This is a genomic window from Candidatus Pelagibacter sp., assembly GCF_052049815.1.
Lineage (GTDB): Bacteria > Pseudomonadota > Alphaproteobacteria > Pelagibacterales > Pelagibacteraceae > Pelagibacter.
The window spans coordinates 25,210-40,962 of the sequence record NZ_JBNGZG010000003.1; the positions used below are offsets into that span (position 1 = coordinate 25,210).

Genomic DNA, 15,753 nt, shown 5'->3' on the forward strand with positions numbered 1-15,753 from the left:
ACCCGGCAGTTAAACTGCCGGGTCTAAGATTTGTTTGAAAATTATAAACCTAACCAACCATCAACAGTAGATTTATTCGCATCCATCCAAGCTTTAGCAACTGCAGCTGGATCTTTTTTCTCAACTGAGATTGCATATGCCATAGATGAAACATCATCTGCTGTTAATTGAAAGTTGTTGAAAAATTCAACAATAGCTGGTGATTGTTTTTCTAAAGAGGTAGCCCATCCAATTTGGATTTGCTTTAGAGCATCTTTAGAAGCAACGTAAGATTTTTTCTTCCAATCAGGGTCTGCTTTTGGTTGTACCATTTTATATTTTGCAGGATCATGTTTTGGCTCTTCTAACATTACTACATCAGCCATTCCCCAGATTGCATGAGGTTTGTAGCAATAGAATGCATAACCTTCCCCTTTTTTAATGGAGTCTAGTACTCTAGCATTCTTAACTGCTTCTGCTGCTCTGATAGGCTCAATTCCAGCATCAAGTAATTTGTAATCTCTTACTTTGATTTCATTTACGTTAGCTGAAGCCCAACCGTCTGCACCAATCCAAAACTCACCTTTACCATTTCCATCACTGTCCATAGCTTTAACTACTTCTGGTCTACCTAAATCAAAGATAGAAGTGATGTTCATTTTTTTAGCGAAGTCTTGTGTTACACAGTAACCTTGGTTTCCTTCATAAGGTTTGCTACTTAACTTTAATGCTCCTTTAGGAACTAAGTCATTAGTATAAGCTTCTTGGTTTGGTAGCCAGATATCAGGGTGAACATCAATCTCACCTTTCCCTCTTTCAATAGCTGCATAAATTGCAGTATTATTACCTGGAACTAATTCTGCTTCTCCACCCATTTTATCATTAACTACTGCTGCAAGTAAATTTGCTATAGCAGTTGCACCTGTCCAACCTGGATCTCCAATTTTAACTTTTTCAGCGAATGATGAAAATGCAGTTAATAAAGAAATTAATCCAGCTACAAGTGTAGACTTAATTATTCTCATTTTATCTCTCTCCTTAATTATAATTAAAAACCAATGTTAACTAAAATTGAAGATGCTAGTCAAAGAATTTATTTGTTCCTTTGGACAAAATAATACCTTGTTTTTCTTTAAAAAATTATTCTGGATTTGCTGTTAGAGTTTTGATCTCTAAAATATTTTCATTAGGGTCTTTTACAAAGAAAGTTTCTTGTTCGTACTTAGTGCCTTTGAATCTCAAATAAGGCTCGTCATAATACTTAACACCTCTTTCTTTTAATCTTGCTTTCAAAGCATCAAAATCTTTTCTAGATAAATGTACCCCAAAGTGTGGAACTGACACATTGCCCATATCTACATCATGCCTTTCATTGTCTAACTTATGTTCACTTGCATGAAGAGTTAATTCATTGCCCCAAAAATCTACATCAGCCCATTCTTGATCTGCATTATCAAGTCTACAACCTAAAGACTCGCTATAAAATTTTTTAGCTTTTTCTAAATCTCCACATGGGATTGCTAGATGAAAGCAGTTAGTATTTTTGTACATAATATGTCTTTTAATTACTTAATTAGTCATTATATATGCATCTTCCGATTGATATCAACCGGACAAAATTGTTATGAATGATTATTTACAATCAATAATTGATAGAGATCCTGCTGCTAAGTCAAAAATAAGTTTAATTTTAACTTACCCAGGTGTTAAAGCAGTTTTTTTTCACAGAATTGCAAATTTTTTCTATCAAGCAAAATTTGATTTGATTGCTAGAATTTTCTCTCAATTTTCAAGATTCTTAACTGGTATAGAAATTCATCCGGGTGCAGATATTGGAAAAAATTTATTCATAGATCATGGTATGGGAGTTGTTATTGGTGAAACTTCTAAAATTGGAAATAATGTAACTATTTATCACAATGTTACTTTAGGAGGTGTTGCTCCAAGCATAAACTCAAATGAACAAAGAAACACAAAAAGACATCCTACATTAGAAGATAATGTTGTAGTTGGGTCAGGTGCTCAAGTTTTGGGTCCAATTATAATTGGAAAAAATTCTCTAATTGGTTCTAATGCAGTTGTAACAAAAGATGTGCCAGAAAAATCTATTATGGCTGGTATACCTGCAACTAAAGTTGGTGATGCAACAAAAGGTTTCAAACCTTATGCTGTAACTGATGAAGATAAAAAATGAGCAATATAAAAAATAATTTTATAGATTCAATTGGGAATACACCGTTAATCAAATTAAAAGCTGCCTCAGAAATTACTGGCTGTAATATTTATGGTAAAGCTGAATTTTTAAATCCAGGTGGTTCAGTCAAAGATAGAGCAGCACTTGCTTTGTTAAAAGATGCTCAGGAAAAAAATTTAATTTCTAAAGGTGGTATTGTTGTTGAAGGAACAGCAGGAAATACTGGAATTGGTTTAGGACTTTTAGGGAATTCATTAGGATATAAAACTATTATTGTAATGAATGACAATCAAACACAAGAAAAGAAAGATACTTTAAGAAATTTAGGTGCTGAACTTAGATTGGTTGCGCCAAAACCATATAAAGATGAAAATAATTTTGTGAAAATTGCTGGGAGACTAGCTGATGAATTAAGACCAACAAATAATAACGGAGTAGTTTGGGCTAATCAATTTGATAATACAGCTAATGCAAAAGGTCATTACGAGGGAACTGGAAGAGAAATTTGGGAACAGTTAGATGGAAAAATTGATGGATTTGTCTGTTCTTCAGGTACTGGAGGAACTATTTCAGGGGTAAGTAATGCATTAAAAGAAAAAAACAAAGATATCAAAATTTATTTATCAGATCCAAAAGGGTCTGCTCTTTATAACTATATAAAGAATGGTGAACTAAAATCTGAGGGTGGATCTATTACAGAAGGAATAGGATCAAGCAGAGTTACAAAAAACTTTGAAAATGCAAAAATAGATGATGCTTATTCAATTGAAGACACAGAAGCTTTACCAATTTTATATGATCTAATTCAGAATGAGGGTTTAAGTTTAGGAACAAGTTGTGGAATTAACATTGCTGGTGCAATTAGACTTGGAAAAGAACTTGGGCCTGGAAAAACAATTGTTACAATTCTCTGTGATAAATCAGACAAATACAACTCGAAGATGTTTAATAAAGAATTTTTACAGTCAAAAAACCTACCTTTTCCAAATTGGCTATAATGCACATAGCAGCATTGTAATAAAACAGTTACACTTTCAATATAGATTAGTCTTAAGTTAGTTACAAAAAGGAGAAAATATGAAAAACTATATGGTAACGCACACTTTTAAATCAAAAGAAATGAAAGATAAATTTACTGAAACAGTAGCTTCAATGAAAATGGAAGATATTGTTAAATCAATGACAAGTGATAAAGCAGCATGTCAAATGACTTGGAATACTCCAGGGGATACTATGGAGATGTTTTGCTGGTGGAAAGGAACTGATCCTGAAGCTATAAAAAATCAACTAGGTCAAATGAATGATTTTTTTGAACCTCACAAATTCGTTGAGTGTAATGACGATGTAATGGATTTTAACAAGTAATAAAATATATTTAAAAATACAATACTTCATAAAAAAAGGAGCCTGAATGACCAAAGTTTATATAGTTGCAATGCCAAAAGTTACTAATCAAGATATGTTTTTTAAAGAATATGCAGGTAAAGTTGCAGAAACACTTGAACCTTTTGGTGGAAAATTTCTTGCAGTTAATCCAAATAAATTAATTATTGAGGGTGACGAGCCTTCTGTAGCCGTTGTCGGTGAATTTCCAAATAAAGAAAAAGCATTAGAATGGTACAATTCAGAGGCATACCAAAATATTGTTGGTCACAGAAGAGAAAATACTGATCCTAAAAGTACATTTTTACTTTGTGAAGGATTAAATTAAATACTTAATAGGGAAATAAATAATGAAGGCAATATATACAAGAACAATCGGTGTTTATGATCACAAGCTAAGTGAAGCTATGGAAATATCAAAAGGCTTAGCTGAGGTAAGAAAGAAACATTATCCAGATCATGAGGTTTATTTTTCAATACAAATTGGTGGTAACCCAAGAGCAATAAGGGAAACTGTTATTGGTGAGCATTTTGATGAAAAAGCGATGGAAAGAGACTCAAACATGTCCTCGGATCCAAAATATGCTGAACTTATGAAAAAAATGGAAGGTGTATTTAAAGAAGGAACAATGCAAGATGAATTTAGGATAATTTTCAATGATTAAAAAAACTTTTATAATTTTAGGGATTTTAATTTATCCATTTTGTTCATTTGCAGAAACAAAAGATCAAAAACAATTGGTTGATTGCACCGGAATTTATTATGCTTATAGCATGATACCACAAGGTCAATTAGAATTAGACAAGATAGTTCATTCAATAGCTGCTAAAAAGTTTCTCAATTCTCATTTATTAAAGGCAGGGCTTAACGAGGATAAGTTAAATAAGGATCTATTAGCTATAGTAGATGAACTATATGGGCAACCCTATGATAAAGATAAAGTTAAAAAATGTGATGATTTTGTCTACAAAACAATCTCAAATTCAAAAGAAGAAATACTAAAAATAGTAAACTCTGGTGTTTATTAAATTAAGAAAGGAATAATATGTTTGAAAAATTTAATGGAATAATTTTCTTTGCAATCTTTATAATTCATTTTATAGGATTTGCTTATTATGGATTTAGATGTGTCTTCCAAACTAAATCCTTTTTAGATCAATATGGCATTGATGATACTGGTGCTGGAATGGTCAGATTTTTTGGATCAATATTTTTTGGCTCTGTAATTATGGCTATCTATGTTGGATTCATTAGACCTAATGGTCTAGATGATACATGGGCTTTTTTTAACGTTATATTTTTACAAAATCTATCTGCGTTCATTGTTGGTTTTTATAATACAAAAATAAATAAACTTGGGCATACAGATAAAACTTCAGATGAGGCTATCTATGCTCCATTAATTTTAACAATTCTAAGCGCATTAATGTGCTATGGATTTGCAGATAAAATTTATATTATTTACTAAAAGGTGAGTCATGTCAGTATTAGAAAAATATATCAATGCAATAAAGAATAAAGATGAAAAGGTTATGAATGAGCTTTTGCACGATGATTTTAAATTCACCATGCATAAATCAGGAAATTCTTTAAGCAAAAATGATGTTATCAAATGGGCAATGAGCGGTGATATTAATCAAGAAAAAAATAGAGTTATCTATGAAAATAATGAAGTTGGTGTTCACCACTCATTTGTAACTTTTAATGATGGTAACAAAGAAGCTGTACTTGCAGTTTACAAATACAAAGATGGAAAAATTATTTCTTTAGAAACTGGTGCAACAAAACTTTCTTAATAAATAAAAAAGAAATTCTTTCTATTTTTAATAAAAATGATTTCAAAAAAATATTCCAAATTTTTATTCATTTTTTTTATGGGTTTTGGAATGAGTTTGATGATGACACTAATTATAACTTTTATAAATACAGGTTATGATGAACTTTATTTTAAAAGATTTTTAAAAGCTTGGTCAATAAGTCTACCTGTAGCAATGATAGCAACAACAATAGTGGCTCCGTTAGTGCAAAAATTTGTAGATAAGATTACCAGCAATTAAAAGATAAAAAAATAAATGGTTAAAGAAACAAACAAAATAAGAGCAAAAATAATAAAACAACAACAATTTTTAAAAGATAAAGTTACAAATTTTTTTGATTGGGTTAAGGGTGCAAAATTAATTGAACTCAATGAATGTGATACATCTGAAGATCCTGTAAGACCAGAATTGGATAATGAGTTTAGATCAAACTATGGAAGAAAAATATTTGGAGTTGAATATGGGGGTGAAATCCATGCTGTTATGTGTTTTGCATATACCAATGAAATACCAAAGACAGTTGAAGAACTTGATAAATTCAGTCACGACGCATTTTTACAAAGTGCAATGAGAGATCAAAATGTTGGTCAAATTGCAATAGCTTATACAGTTTGGTCTAAGAAAAAAGGTGGTGGTAAATTAATCGTTAAAGAAGTTTTTAAAAAGATAAAAACTTCTAATCATTTAAATCGTCTTGTAACTCTGTCTCCTCTTACAGAAATGGCAACAAAGTTTCATAGCAAAAATGGTGCAAAACTGTTGCAAATAAATGAAACAACTCAAAACTTTGAATATCAAATTGTTTAATAATTAAATTATTTATTATTCAAAAGTATTCAAAAATTCATTATTATGAATTATGAAACCATTTCTAGGATATTTATTTTTAGCTAATGGAATTATTTTTGGTATAGCTTCAAATAGTTTTGCCAAAATTTCAGAAGGTTTTACAAAATTAACACCTTCAATATTATGTATTCTATTTATGTGTGTTACCATGTTTTCAATAGCTAAAGCAATGTCTGCTCTGCCAGTTGGTTTTGCTTATGCAACCTATAGCGGACTGACCGTAACAGGTGTTGTTTTGTTTGCAGTTCTTAAATTTAATCAAGTTCCTAATCTATATGGCACGATCGGTATTATTCTAATTATCATTGGTGTTGTAATGGTAAACTATTTAGGAAAACTAAACTAATTATTTTGCAACAGGTTTTAATAGTTTTAAAAAATTATTGTGTAATTTTCTATTAGCTGAACAAAGTATGTGACCAGCTTTTGATGGATCTTCATTTTCCCAAGTTGTAACAATTCCACCTGCAGCTCTGATAATAGGAATTAATGGGTGGATATCCCAAATTTTATTTGAACATTGCGCAACTATATCAAGTTTTCCATCAGCAAAATGAGAATAGCTTAGAGCGTCTACACATGGAAATTGCATAAGTTTTAATATTTTTGGAATTTTTTTTAATTTATTTGGAGTTAAATAATTATGAAAAGCAGCTGAAACCTTAACGTTATTCATTTTTGCTGATGAATTTACTTTAAGTTTTCTCTTTTTTCCATTTTCAACAACAAAAGAAATTTTATTTGAAGCATTAAAATAAAATTTTTTTAATATTGGAAAATTTGCCAAACCAACTACAGGCTGACCTTTGTAATTTAATGAAATTAAATTACTCCAAGTTGGATTGCCAATGACATAAGATCTAGTTCCATCTATTGGATCAATAACCCATGAATAGTCACTTTTAGATCTTTTAAATCCAAACTCTTCTCCTATGATTTGGTGATCTGGAAATTTTTTATTAATTTTTGATCTTATAAATTTTTCAAATGCTTTATCTGAAGTTGTTACAGGATCATAACCTTTTCCTTTTAACTTGTTTGAAATTTTAAAAGTTTTGTTTAATTTTGAATAATAGAAATTAGTTAATTCTTTAGCTAATTTACTTAAAAAACTGGAATAAAGTTTATAATTAATTTTTTCTACTTTATTCATTATTTCAAATTTTCTATTTGCTTCTCAGCTTCAGAAATAGATTTTTCATAGTCTAAAGCCATTTGATCTGCACTAATAACATCTATTTTTTCTATACCAAAAAAATTTAGGATAAACTTTAACCATGGTGTTAGAAAATCTTCATTACTATTTAATTTTGTTCCGCCAGAAGTAATAACCAAATACGCTCTTTTGTTTTTTAAAAGTCCTTCTCTTCTTCCATTAGGTTTAAATCTGAAAGTTTCACCTACTCTTGCAGCAAGATCAGACCATGCTTTAAGAGTTGCTGGAGGACCATAATTATATATTGGCGCTGATATAATTATAATATCACTCTCTTTAAGTTCAGAGACAAGTTTGTCGGATAACTCAAACATCTTTTTATGTTCAGATGTTTGATCTTTTTCATCTATGTTCATACCAGACTCTGTTAATCCAGATACAAAAAGCATTTCATCATCTAAATCTCTATAAATTATTTCATCTTCTGGTTTTTTAATTTTATCTAAAAGTTTTTTTGCTAAGGCTCTTGAAGTTGAGCCTTTTTTTCTTGCACTTGAATCTATTTGATAAATTTTCATAATAGTTTTTAACCAAAACTTTGTAAGAATGGTAAGGTGTTTAATAAATAAAATCCTAAGAATTGCAATTTATTTGTTAAAATCAATATTCCAGTGATTAATAATAAAGTTCCTCCAACTTTTGAAATAGTATTTATATGCTTATTCATATTTTTTGAAAAAATTAAAAATCTTTGAATTAAATATCCTGATATAATGAAAGGTATTGCTAATCCTAAAGAATAAAAAGATAAGAGTAAAATTGCTCTTGCCAATGTTTCTTCAATTGAAGCTAATGCTAAAATAGATCCTAAAATTGGACCAATGCATGGCGTCCATCCAAAACCAAAAGCAAATCCAATTACGACTGGAAAAAAGAAACTATCAAATTTTTTAAAATCAAATCTTTTGTCCATGTTTAAAAAACCAAAGTTAAAAACACCTAATAACTGTAAGGAAAAAAATATGATCACTAAACCTGCAATCAATCTGAACGACTGCGAATTTTGAAGTAAAACTTTTCCTAAAAACGATGCTGATGCACCAAAGATTATAAATACTATAGAAAATCCAAAACAAAATTTTATTAAAGGGCTTAAATCAAAATCTTTTTTTTCGGTAATATCTTTTAGTGATTGACCAGAAACAAACGAAATATATCCAGGAATTAATGGTAATACACATGGTGAAAGAAAGCTGATCAAACCAGCTCCAAAAGCTATAATTAATTCTAACATTATCCTGTATTTTTAATTGCAGCAGATATACCTGCTATGGAAGTCATTAAAGCATCTTCAAGTGATTTTCTATCTAAATTACTTAATTTTTTTGAATTTAATTTACCCATTATTTTTGCCTGTAAAATATTTAATACTTCTGTGTAATTATTTCTTACATATAAAGATTTTCTAAACTTTTTCCTTTCATTTAAGATCTCTTTTGGAGTAATTTTTTTATGTAATTTAACTAAATGATCAAATTGAAATCTTAATTTTTTACCTACTCTTTTTAATTTTTCATCTGCTAAATTATTTTCATAAATTATCGATATCTCAGGATCAACTTTGGAAATAACCATATCTAGAATATCCATTGTTGAAGAGAAGAATGGCCAATTTTTTTGCATATCATTTAAGTTTTTTTTAAATTTTTTAATTCCTGCATATCTCAAAGCTTCACTTGTTCCTAACCAAGCTGGTAACAATAATCTAATCTGTGTCCAAGCAAATACCCAAGGTATAGCTCTCAAACTTTGAATATTATCTACATTTTTTCTTTTTGTTGGTCTTGAACCAATTGAAAGTTTTCCAAGTGCCTTATGTGGTGTTACTGTTTTGAAATATCTTATAAATTCCTCATTTGAATTTATAGCTCTTCTGTAGGATGCAGTTGACAATTCTGTCATTCTCTCAATTAAATTTCTCCATTGTGGTTTTGATTTTGGAGGAGGATTTAAAGTTGCTTCCATTACGCTACCTATATAACTACATAAGTTATATTCTGCCAAAGGCTTGTAACCGTACTTTTGTTGAATAACTTCACCTTGATCTGTAATTCTAATTTTTCCATTAACTGTATTGGCTGGTTGTGATTTTAATGTAGATTGAATTGGTCCACCTCCTCTTCCTGGAGAGCCTCCTCTTCCATGAAAAAATGTTAATGAAATTTTATATTTCTTTGCGATATCTCTTAATTCTTCTTCAACTTTATATTGGTTCCAACTGGAGGATAATTTTCCAGCATCCTTACTGGAGTCTGAATATCCAATCATTACCTCTTGTTTATGGTTAGTTAATTTTCTATACCAACTTAAAGAGAAAAGTTTTTCCATTATTTTTTTACCATTTTTCAAATCATCTAATGTCTCTAGTAATGGAACAACTCTCAAAGGTTGTTTAATTTTTGCTAATTTTTGTAAATAATATACGTTTAAAATATCTGATGAATTTGACGTCATAGATATTACATATGCACCTAAACATTCATTTGGTTGTTTGGATATAACTTCAAACGTATTCCAAACCTCTTTATTAAGTTTATTTTTGATTTTAATGTTTTTTATTTTTCTCTTATTATTTATTAATTTTGATATTAATTGAATTTTCTTATCTTCATCAAAATTATCGAATTTGATATTAAAATTATTTTTTAAAATTTCTGAAACTAATTGAGAGTGTCTTGAAGATTCTTGTCTAATGTCTAATTTAGCTAAATTTATGCCAAAACATCTTGTTCTTCTTAATAAATCAAGAAGTACCGAATTACCAATTCTTTTGTCTTTATTTTCATTTAAAGACTTCCTTACATCCCTCAATATGTTTATTAATTCATATTTGTCTTTAAATAATAAATCCTGATTAAGTTTTTTATTTTCATTCAAATGTTCTTCTATACTAATATATGTGGCTCTAATTTTATCTCTGATAGGTCTTAGATAAACTCTATAAGGCTCAAACGAATTTTTTGATATTTTTTTAATTTTAGTTGAACAATTTTGCATAGATAAATCTTGAATCAGTTTAGTTAACTCTCTCTCATATAATTTTGCTGCTTGCCATCTAGAAAACAAAATTACTTTTTCAGTTACTTTTGAGGTCACGTTTGGATTTCCATCTCTATCACCGCCCATCCAAGATCCAAACTCTATTGGATTAAAACTTCTTGGAAGATCTTTTCCATATTTTTTCTTAAAAATTTTATTTAATCTTTTATAAACTCTTGGGATAGTGTCCCATAAACTATCTTCAATAATTGCTAAACCCCATCTAGCTTCATCCAAAGGAGATGGCTTTGATCTTTTTATATCGTCTGTTTTCCAAATAATTGTAATCTCACTATATAAAGCTTTATCTATTTCATTTATTTTTTTTTGATAATTTTTGTATAGATATCTTTGCTCAAGTAACTCAATTAAATTTGCATACTTTTGAATTAAAGTTCTTCTCTTTACTTCAGTTGGATGTGCAGTAAGAACTACTCCTATTTTTAGATTTTGAGCCAAATCATAAATTTTTTTATTAGGAATAGACTTATTTTTAAAAAAATTTTCAAAAATATCTTCTATAAAAAGGCTGTCACTTTTTTTATTTTTATTTTGTTCTATTTCATTAAGAGTGTGAGAAGTATCATGAGCCTCAGCAAGGTTCATCAAATTACAAAAATGATTGAATGCTCTTGTTAATTTAAAAATAGTTTCTGAATTTAAACTTTTTATCTTTTTTGAGAGTCTTTCATGGGGATTTTTTGAACCATAATTGTTTAAATTTGGTTTGGATAATAGTCTAATTTCTTCAACTAATTTGAAAAATTTATCACCTTCTTGCTCTTTTAAAACATCTCCAAGTATTTTTCCTAGGAGCCTGATATCATCTCTTAAAAACTTTGTGGGAATTCTATCGTAATATAAGTCTCTTTTCTTCAACCTTTAATACCAAGATGCGTATACTTTACATTTAAATAATCTTTAATAGCCATTGATCCGCCCTCTCGACCGTAGCCAGTTTGTTTAATTCCTCCAAATGGTGCTTCTGCAATTGCAACTAACGGTGTGTTCACAGCTACAGTTCCAGTTTCCATTAGCTCTGATGTTCTGTGAGCTTTCTCCATTGAGTTGGTGCAAATATAACTGCATAAACCTAAATCATTATTGTTTGCTCTTTCAATAACTTCATCAAATGACTTAAATGATAACATTGGAACCAAAGGTCCAAATGGCTCTTCTCTCATAATAGTAAAATCATCTTTTACATTATCAAAAACAGTCGGCTCATAATAAAAACCTTTGTTAAAACCTGATGGTCTTTTTCCTCCCAATAAAACTTTAGCACCTTCTTGTTTTGTTTTTTCAACTAGCGCTTCAACTTCATTTAATCTTTTTTGTGTTGTTAAAGGTCCAAGTTGTGTTTCTGGATCCATACCATCACCAATTTTTAATTTTTTAATCTTATCAATAAACAAATTGGTAAATTCATCTTTTTTGTTTTCTTGCACATAAAATCTATTAGGAGAAATACACACCTGCCCATTATTTCTAAATTTAGCAGCAATAGCCATATCTGTTGCTTTATTTAAATCAGCATCATCAAAAACTATGAATGGTGAATGACCACTTAATTCCATAGTCACTCTTTGAACCTTATCAGCAGCTTGTTTTAAAATTAATTTACCAACTCTTGTTGAGCCTGTTATTGAAATTTTTTTTATAATATCAGATGATATCAATTGAGAAGCAATAGCTGGTGGATCACCTGATAATAAATTAACAACACCAGGAGGAACTCCGCACTCTCTACAAATATCAACAAGTTCCATTACAGTTCCTGGAGTGATTGTATCCGGCTTAACTATTACTGAACAGCCTGCAGCTAATGCTGTAGAAATTTTTCTCGAAGATAAAACTAATGGAAAATTCCAAGGAGTTAATGCTGCAACAACTCCAACTGGTTGATAGTAAACATGAACTCTTGTATCTTCAAATCTACTTTCTACTGTTTGACCATAAATTCTTTTTGTTTCTTCAGCGTTCCATTCAAAAATATCTGCAGCTGCACCTACTTCACCTTTTGCTTCTGCAAAAGGTTTACCAACTTCTAGTGTCATCCATTTTGCCAACACATCTTGTTTTTCTCTCATCTTGTCAGCAATTCTTCTTATAATATATGAACGTTGCCAAGGTGGAGTTTTTTTCCAAACTTCCAAACCTTTTTCTGCAGCTTTTAATGCTTTATCAACATCTTCAGGTGTTGCTTTAGATGCTTTTCCCAAAACTTCTTCATTTGCAGGATTAATCACTTCATACGTGTTATTGTCTGAAGAAGGAGACCATTTTCCATCAATAAACTGACCAAATTTTTCGTACATAAAAGAATTAATAACAGAGGTTGTATCAGATTTGCAATTAAAACATAATAATATTTTTGTAACAATGTTAAAATAAATTCTTAAAAAAAGGAGGTAGAATGAAGTTTGTTGTATTAGGTAAATACTCAACTCAAGGTCTTGCTGGTTTTGTAAAGAACCCTTCTGATAATAGACAAGAAGCTGCAAAAAAAATAACTGAAGCAGCTGGTGGAAAACTAATTGATATGATGACTCTAAGAGGAGCATATGATTTCATCGCTATTATAGAAGGACCAGATTTCGAAACCATGGCTGGAATGAAAATGTTGATGCAATCAACTGGCACAATTGAAGATATGAATATAATGGAAGCTGTTGATTTCAATAAAGCTGCAGAGAAAGCTGCAAAAGCTGCATCTGCATACAGACCTGTAGGTAAATAATTTAGTTAAAAAAAATTCCCCTTTTGAAGAAACAAAAGGGGAATAAGGGTAGAGAAAAAATAAAAATTTAATTAAAAATTTTGAGCTCTATTTACTAATTTTAAATAAAATGTGAAGACTTTTTTTATTAATTTTTAAATAAAGTTGGAAACATTTTGCCAGCTAAATCATCCCCATTTTTGTAGCCATTTTGCTCCATAATTGCTCTTTCATCACGAGCCCAATCTCCTCGATATTCAATTTTTGATTGTTCTTTAGCCATTCTAAGAGTGAACCTATGAATATCTGATTTTGGAGAACTTTCATGTAATCCTCCATGCAAAGTTCTAATGTCAAAATAAACACAATCTCCTACCTCAAGATCCCACTCTAAAAACTCGTAATCATTTTTATTTTTCAAAATATCAGGCGTATCTTCATATTTTTTTCCATTAACTATACCAGCTTTACCATCAACCATATGGCCATCGTTAAATCTTGTTCTTAAAAATAATTTATTCCATAAATGAGAACCTTTGACCCAAGCAATTCCTTCTTCTTTTTTAACTGGCTCTAAAGGTAACCATAGTACACACATTGAGCCCTCAAAATCAAAATAAGAAATATCATGATGAAAAGGTGGTTTCGATTTAGAGCCTGCTTCTCTATAAAACCAATTATCCATAACTAGATTTATTTCTTTTGCATTAAGAAGTTCAGATGCAATTTTTGGTGTTGGCGAATTAAAAACAAAATCATTAAACTCAGGAATTAAATTCCATGTCCAAAAATCTTCATAGTAACTTGGAGAGTTTTTATCTTTTGTATGATTAACAAACCTTGGGCTAGGATTGGATTTTGCTTTTTTAAAACCCTCTTTTAATTTGTTTATCCAGTAATGATCAAATTTTCCTTTAATTAAGACTGCGCCATTTTGGTTATACTCATCAATAAGGCTTTTTTCTAATATTTGATTCATGATAATTTAATTAAATTATGCTAACCTTATATCAAAAATGAATACTCTAAAAGACAGTTTTGGAAGATCCTTTCCTTACATCAGACTATCAATAACAGATGTTTGTAATTTTAAATGTGGATACTGTTTACCAAATGGATACCAAGTAGATAAAAGTGACAATCGAACTTTTTTAAGAGCAGAAGAAATTGGGAGACTGTCAAAAGCTTTATCCGAATTAGGTGTCTGTAAAATTAGATTAACTGGAGGTGAACCAACTGTAAGAAAAGATTTTTTTGATATAGTAAAATTAATAAAATCAAACTCTGGAATTAAGAAAACTGTGATTACCACTAATGGTTATCATCTAGATAAAATTGCATCTAAAATTAAAGAAAGTGGTCTTGATGGAATTAACATTAGTATTGATAGTTTAAATAGAGAAACATTTAAAAAAATTACAAGTCATGACAGATTACCAGAAATATTAAGAGGTATTGAAGAATTACAAAAACTTAATTTTAAAAATATTAAAGTAAATGCTGTTCTTCTAAGAGGTGTTAATGATAGTGAAAAAGATTTTAATGAATGGTCTCAATTTATAAAAAACAATGAAATTGATTTTAGATATATTGAATTAATGCAAACTGGAGACAACTTAGATTATTTCAATAAATACCATGTGCCTGCAACAAAGTTTACTGATTATTTAAATAAAAATAATTGGATAATACAAACACTAGGAAGAGATGCTGGACCTTCTAAGAATTATATTAATTCAGAATTCAAAGGAAAGTTTGGAGTAATTGCGCCCTACTCAAAAGACTTTTGTAAAAGCTGTAACAGATTAAGAATTACTGCAAAAGGTGACTTAAGATTATGTTTATTTGGAAATACAGGAATAAACATAAGACATTTAATGCAAACTGATGAACAAATTGAAGAGCTAAAAGATTTAATTTTAAAACAATTAAATTTTAAAAAAGAGTCTCATTATTTAGAACTTGGTGAAACAGGTTTAACTAAAAATTTATCAACTACTGGAGGATAATGAAAAATCTTAAAGTTGTAGACCAACAATCATTAAAAGATTGGGCAAAAGAGATATTTCAAAAAAACTCTTTTAACATGGTAGACGTATCTTCAAAGAAAGAAACTTTCAGAAGAGCATTAGCTTCAGGGAAAATTTATGTAGGCAAAGAAGTATTTGAATTAATCAAAAACAAAGAAATGCCAAAAGGTGATCCGATAACTTTAGCTGAAGTTTCTGCTGTATTAGGTGTAAAAAAAACTAGCGAATTAATTCCTTTATGCCACCCACTTCCAATTGATCATACCGCTACAAAAATAATTATGAATGAAGAAGATAACTCTTTAGAAGTATTTTGTGTGGTGTCTGCAGTTGCAAAAACTGGAGTTGAAATGGAAGCGATAATGGGTGTGAATGCTGCATTAACAACAATTTATGATTTAAGTAAAATTGTAAATCCTCATTTAAAAATTGATAATGTTAAGCTTCTTATTAAAGAAGGTGGAAAAAGTGGTTTATGGACCAATCCTGATGGATTACCTAAATTTCTTGAAAACATTTTTTAATT

At 29.7% G+C, this 15,753-nt stretch carries 22 protein-coding genes; 14 read left to right on the plus strand and 8 right to left on the minus strand.

From position 1 onward, the window contains the following. Positions 1 to 41: 41 nt before the first annotated feature. Complete coding sequence (locus tag ACTT9D_RS01150; protein ID WP_440930053.1) at positions 42 to 1,004, minus strand: ABC transporter substrate-binding protein; 963 nt, start codon at positions 1,002 to 1,004, stop codon at positions 42 to 44. 115 nt (positions 1,005 to 1,119) lie between these two features. After that, entirely contained in the window at positions 1,120 to 1,530 is a 411-nt protein-coding gene (locus tag ACTT9D_RS01155; protein ID WP_014952984.1) for a VOC family protein, read from the minus strand. Positions 1,531 to 1,603: 73 nt separating this feature from the next. On the opposite strand from ACTT9D_RS01155, the gene epsC reads away from it, so the two are divergent. The 11 genes from epsC to ACTT9D_RS01210 all read left to right on the plus strand — a co-directional run bounded on the left by epsC (position 1,604) and on the right by ACTT9D_RS01210 (position 6,569). Beyond that, positions 1,604 to 2,173 carry a serine O-acetyltransferase EpsC gene (gene epsC / locus ACTT9D_RS01160; protein WP_440930054.1) on the plus strand — a complete coding sequence of 190 codons (570 nt, stop codon included), beginning with the start codon at positions 1,604 to 1,606 and terminating at the stop codon, positions 2,171 to 2,173. Beyond that, entirely contained in the window at positions 2,170 to 3,171 is a 1,002-nt protein-coding gene (locus ACTT9D_RS01165; protein ID WP_440930055.1) for a cysteine synthase A, read from the plus strand. Before epsC ends, ACTT9D_RS01165 begins: the two co-directional genes overlap by 4 nt. A 79-nt stretch (positions 3,172 to 3,250) precedes the next feature. Then, positions 3,251 to 3,538, plus strand: coding sequence for a hypothetical protein (locus ACTT9D_RS01170; protein ID WP_440930056.1), 288 nt, complete (start codon positions 3,251 to 3,253; stop codon positions 3,536 to 3,538). A gap of 46 nt (positions 3,539 to 3,584) precedes the next feature. Further along, a complete protein-coding gene (locus ACTT9D_RS01175; RefSeq protein ID WP_440930057.1) occupies positions 3,585 to 3,884 on the plus strand; it encodes a DUF1330 domain-containing protein in 300 nt (99 codons plus the stop codon). A gap of 22 nt (positions 3,885 to 3,906) precedes the next feature. Further along, a complete protein-coding gene (locus ACTT9D_RS01180) occupies positions 3,907 to 4,221 on the plus strand; it encodes a hypothetical protein (RefSeq protein ID WP_085114457.1) in 315 nt (104 codons plus the stop codon). After that, positions 4,214 to 4,585, plus strand: a complete 372-nt coding sequence (locus ACTT9D_RS01185) for a hypothetical protein (protein ID WP_440930058.1) — start codon at positions 4,214 to 4,216, stop codon at positions 4,583 to 4,585. Before ACTT9D_RS01180 ends, ACTT9D_RS01185 begins: the two co-directional genes overlap by 8 nt. Before the next feature lie 17 nt (positions 4,586 to 4,602). Beyond that, on the plus strand, positions 4,603 to 5,025 hold the full coding sequence (locus tag ACTT9D_RS01190; protein ID WP_440930059.1) for a hypothetical protein: 423 nt from the start codon (positions 4,603 to 4,605) through the stop codon (positions 5,023 to 5,025). A 10-nt stretch (positions 5,026 to 5,035) separates the two neighbouring features. Next, positions 5,036 to 5,353, plus strand: a complete 318-nt coding sequence (locus tag ACTT9D_RS01195) for a nuclear transport factor 2 family protein (protein ID WP_440930060.1) — start codon at positions 5,036 to 5,038, stop codon at positions 5,351 to 5,353. A gap of 36 nt (positions 5,354 to 5,389) precedes the next feature. After that, positions 5,390 to 5,614, plus strand: coding sequence for a DUF2798 domain-containing protein (locus ACTT9D_RS01200; protein WP_440930061.1), 225 nt, complete (start codon positions 5,390 to 5,392; stop codon positions 5,612 to 5,614). A 15-nt stretch (positions 5,615 to 5,629) separates the two neighbouring features. Continuing rightward, the gene (locus tag ACTT9D_RS01205; protein ID WP_440930062.1) at positions 5,630 to 6,181 is read left to right on the plus strand and encodes a hypothetical protein; all 552 of its coding nucleotides are present in this window, start codon (positions 5,630 to 5,632) and stop codon (positions 6,179 to 6,181) included. Between the two features lie 52 nt (positions 6,182 to 6,233). Then, positions 6,234 to 6,569, plus strand: a complete 336-nt coding sequence (locus tag ACTT9D_RS01210; RefSeq protein ID WP_440930063.1) for a DMT family transporter — start codon at positions 6,234 to 6,236, stop codon at positions 6,567 to 6,569. Here the strand turns inward: ACTT9D_RS01210 and ACTT9D_RS01215 are convergent, their stop codons facing one another. From ACTT9D_RS01215 to ACTT9D_RS01235, 5 genes are read right to left on the minus strand one after another with little or no spacing between them, the layout of a single operon-like run. Further along, the gene (locus ACTT9D_RS01215) at positions 6,570 to 7,376 is read right to left on the minus strand and encodes an inositol monophosphatase family protein (protein ID WP_440930064.1); all 807 of its coding nucleotides are present in this window, start codon (positions 7,374 to 7,376) and stop codon (positions 6,570 to 6,572) included. Then, entirely contained in the window at positions 7,376 to 7,957 is a 582-nt protein-coding gene (locus ACTT9D_RS01220) for an FMN-dependent NADH-azoreductase (RefSeq protein WP_440930065.1), read from the minus strand. The genes ACTT9D_RS01215 and ACTT9D_RS01220 overlap by 1 nt, the downstream gene beginning before the upstream one ends. An 8-nt stretch (positions 7,958 to 7,965) precedes the next feature. Further along, positions 7,966 to 8,673, minus strand: a complete 708-nt coding sequence (locus ACTT9D_RS01225; RefSeq protein WP_440930066.1) for a cytochrome c biogenesis CcdA family protein — start codon at positions 8,671 to 8,673, stop codon at positions 7,966 to 7,968. Continuing rightward, on the minus strand, positions 8,673 to 11,357 hold the full coding sequence (ppc, locus tag ACTT9D_RS01230) for a phosphoenolpyruvate carboxylase (RefSeq protein WP_440930067.1): 2,685 nt from the start codon (positions 11,355 to 11,357) through the stop codon (positions 8,673 to 8,675). Before ppc ends, ACTT9D_RS01225 begins: the two co-directional genes overlap by 1 nt. After that, the gene (locus ACTT9D_RS01235) at positions 11,354 to 12,796 is read right to left on the minus strand and encodes an NAD-dependent succinate-semialdehyde dehydrogenase (protein WP_440930068.1); all 1,443 of its coding nucleotides are present in this window, start codon (positions 12,794 to 12,796) and stop codon (positions 11,354 to 11,356) included. The genes ppc and ACTT9D_RS01235 overlap by 4 nt, the downstream gene beginning before the upstream one ends. Before the next feature lie 98 nt (positions 12,797 to 12,894). Between ACTT9D_RS01235 and ACTT9D_RS01240 the strand changes: the two genes are divergently transcribed. Then, entirely contained in the window at positions 12,895 to 13,218 is a 324-nt protein-coding gene (locus ACTT9D_RS01240) for a GYD domain-containing protein (RefSeq protein WP_440930069.1), read from the plus strand. 127 nt (positions 13,219 to 13,345) lie between these two features. Here ACTT9D_RS01240 and ACTT9D_RS01245 read toward each other — a convergent pair whose 3' ends face one another. After that, the gene (locus ACTT9D_RS01245) at positions 13,346 to 14,176 is read right to left on the minus strand and encodes a phytanoyl-CoA dioxygenase family protein (RefSeq protein WP_440930070.1); all 831 of its coding nucleotides are present in this window, start codon (positions 14,174 to 14,176) and stop codon (positions 13,346 to 13,348) included. Between the two features lie 37 nt (positions 14,177 to 14,213). Between ACTT9D_RS01245 and moaA the strand changes: the two genes are divergently transcribed. Together moaA and moaC are read left to right on the plus strand one after the other, a co-directional pair. Then, positions 14,214 to 15,206 (plus strand): GTP 3',8-cyclase MoaA, encoded by a 993-nt coding sequence (gene moaA / locus ACTT9D_RS01250; RefSeq protein ID WP_440930071.1) that lies wholly within the window; start codon positions 14,214 to 14,216, stop codon positions 15,204 to 15,206. Then, positions 15,206 to 15,751, plus strand: coding sequence for a cyclic pyranopterin monophosphate synthase MoaC (moaC, locus tag ACTT9D_RS01255; protein WP_440930072.1), 546 nt, complete (start codon positions 15,206 to 15,208; stop codon positions 15,749 to 15,751). The genes moaA and moaC overlap by 1 nt, the downstream gene beginning before the upstream one ends. Positions 15,752 to 15,753 lie beyond the last annotated feature (2 nt).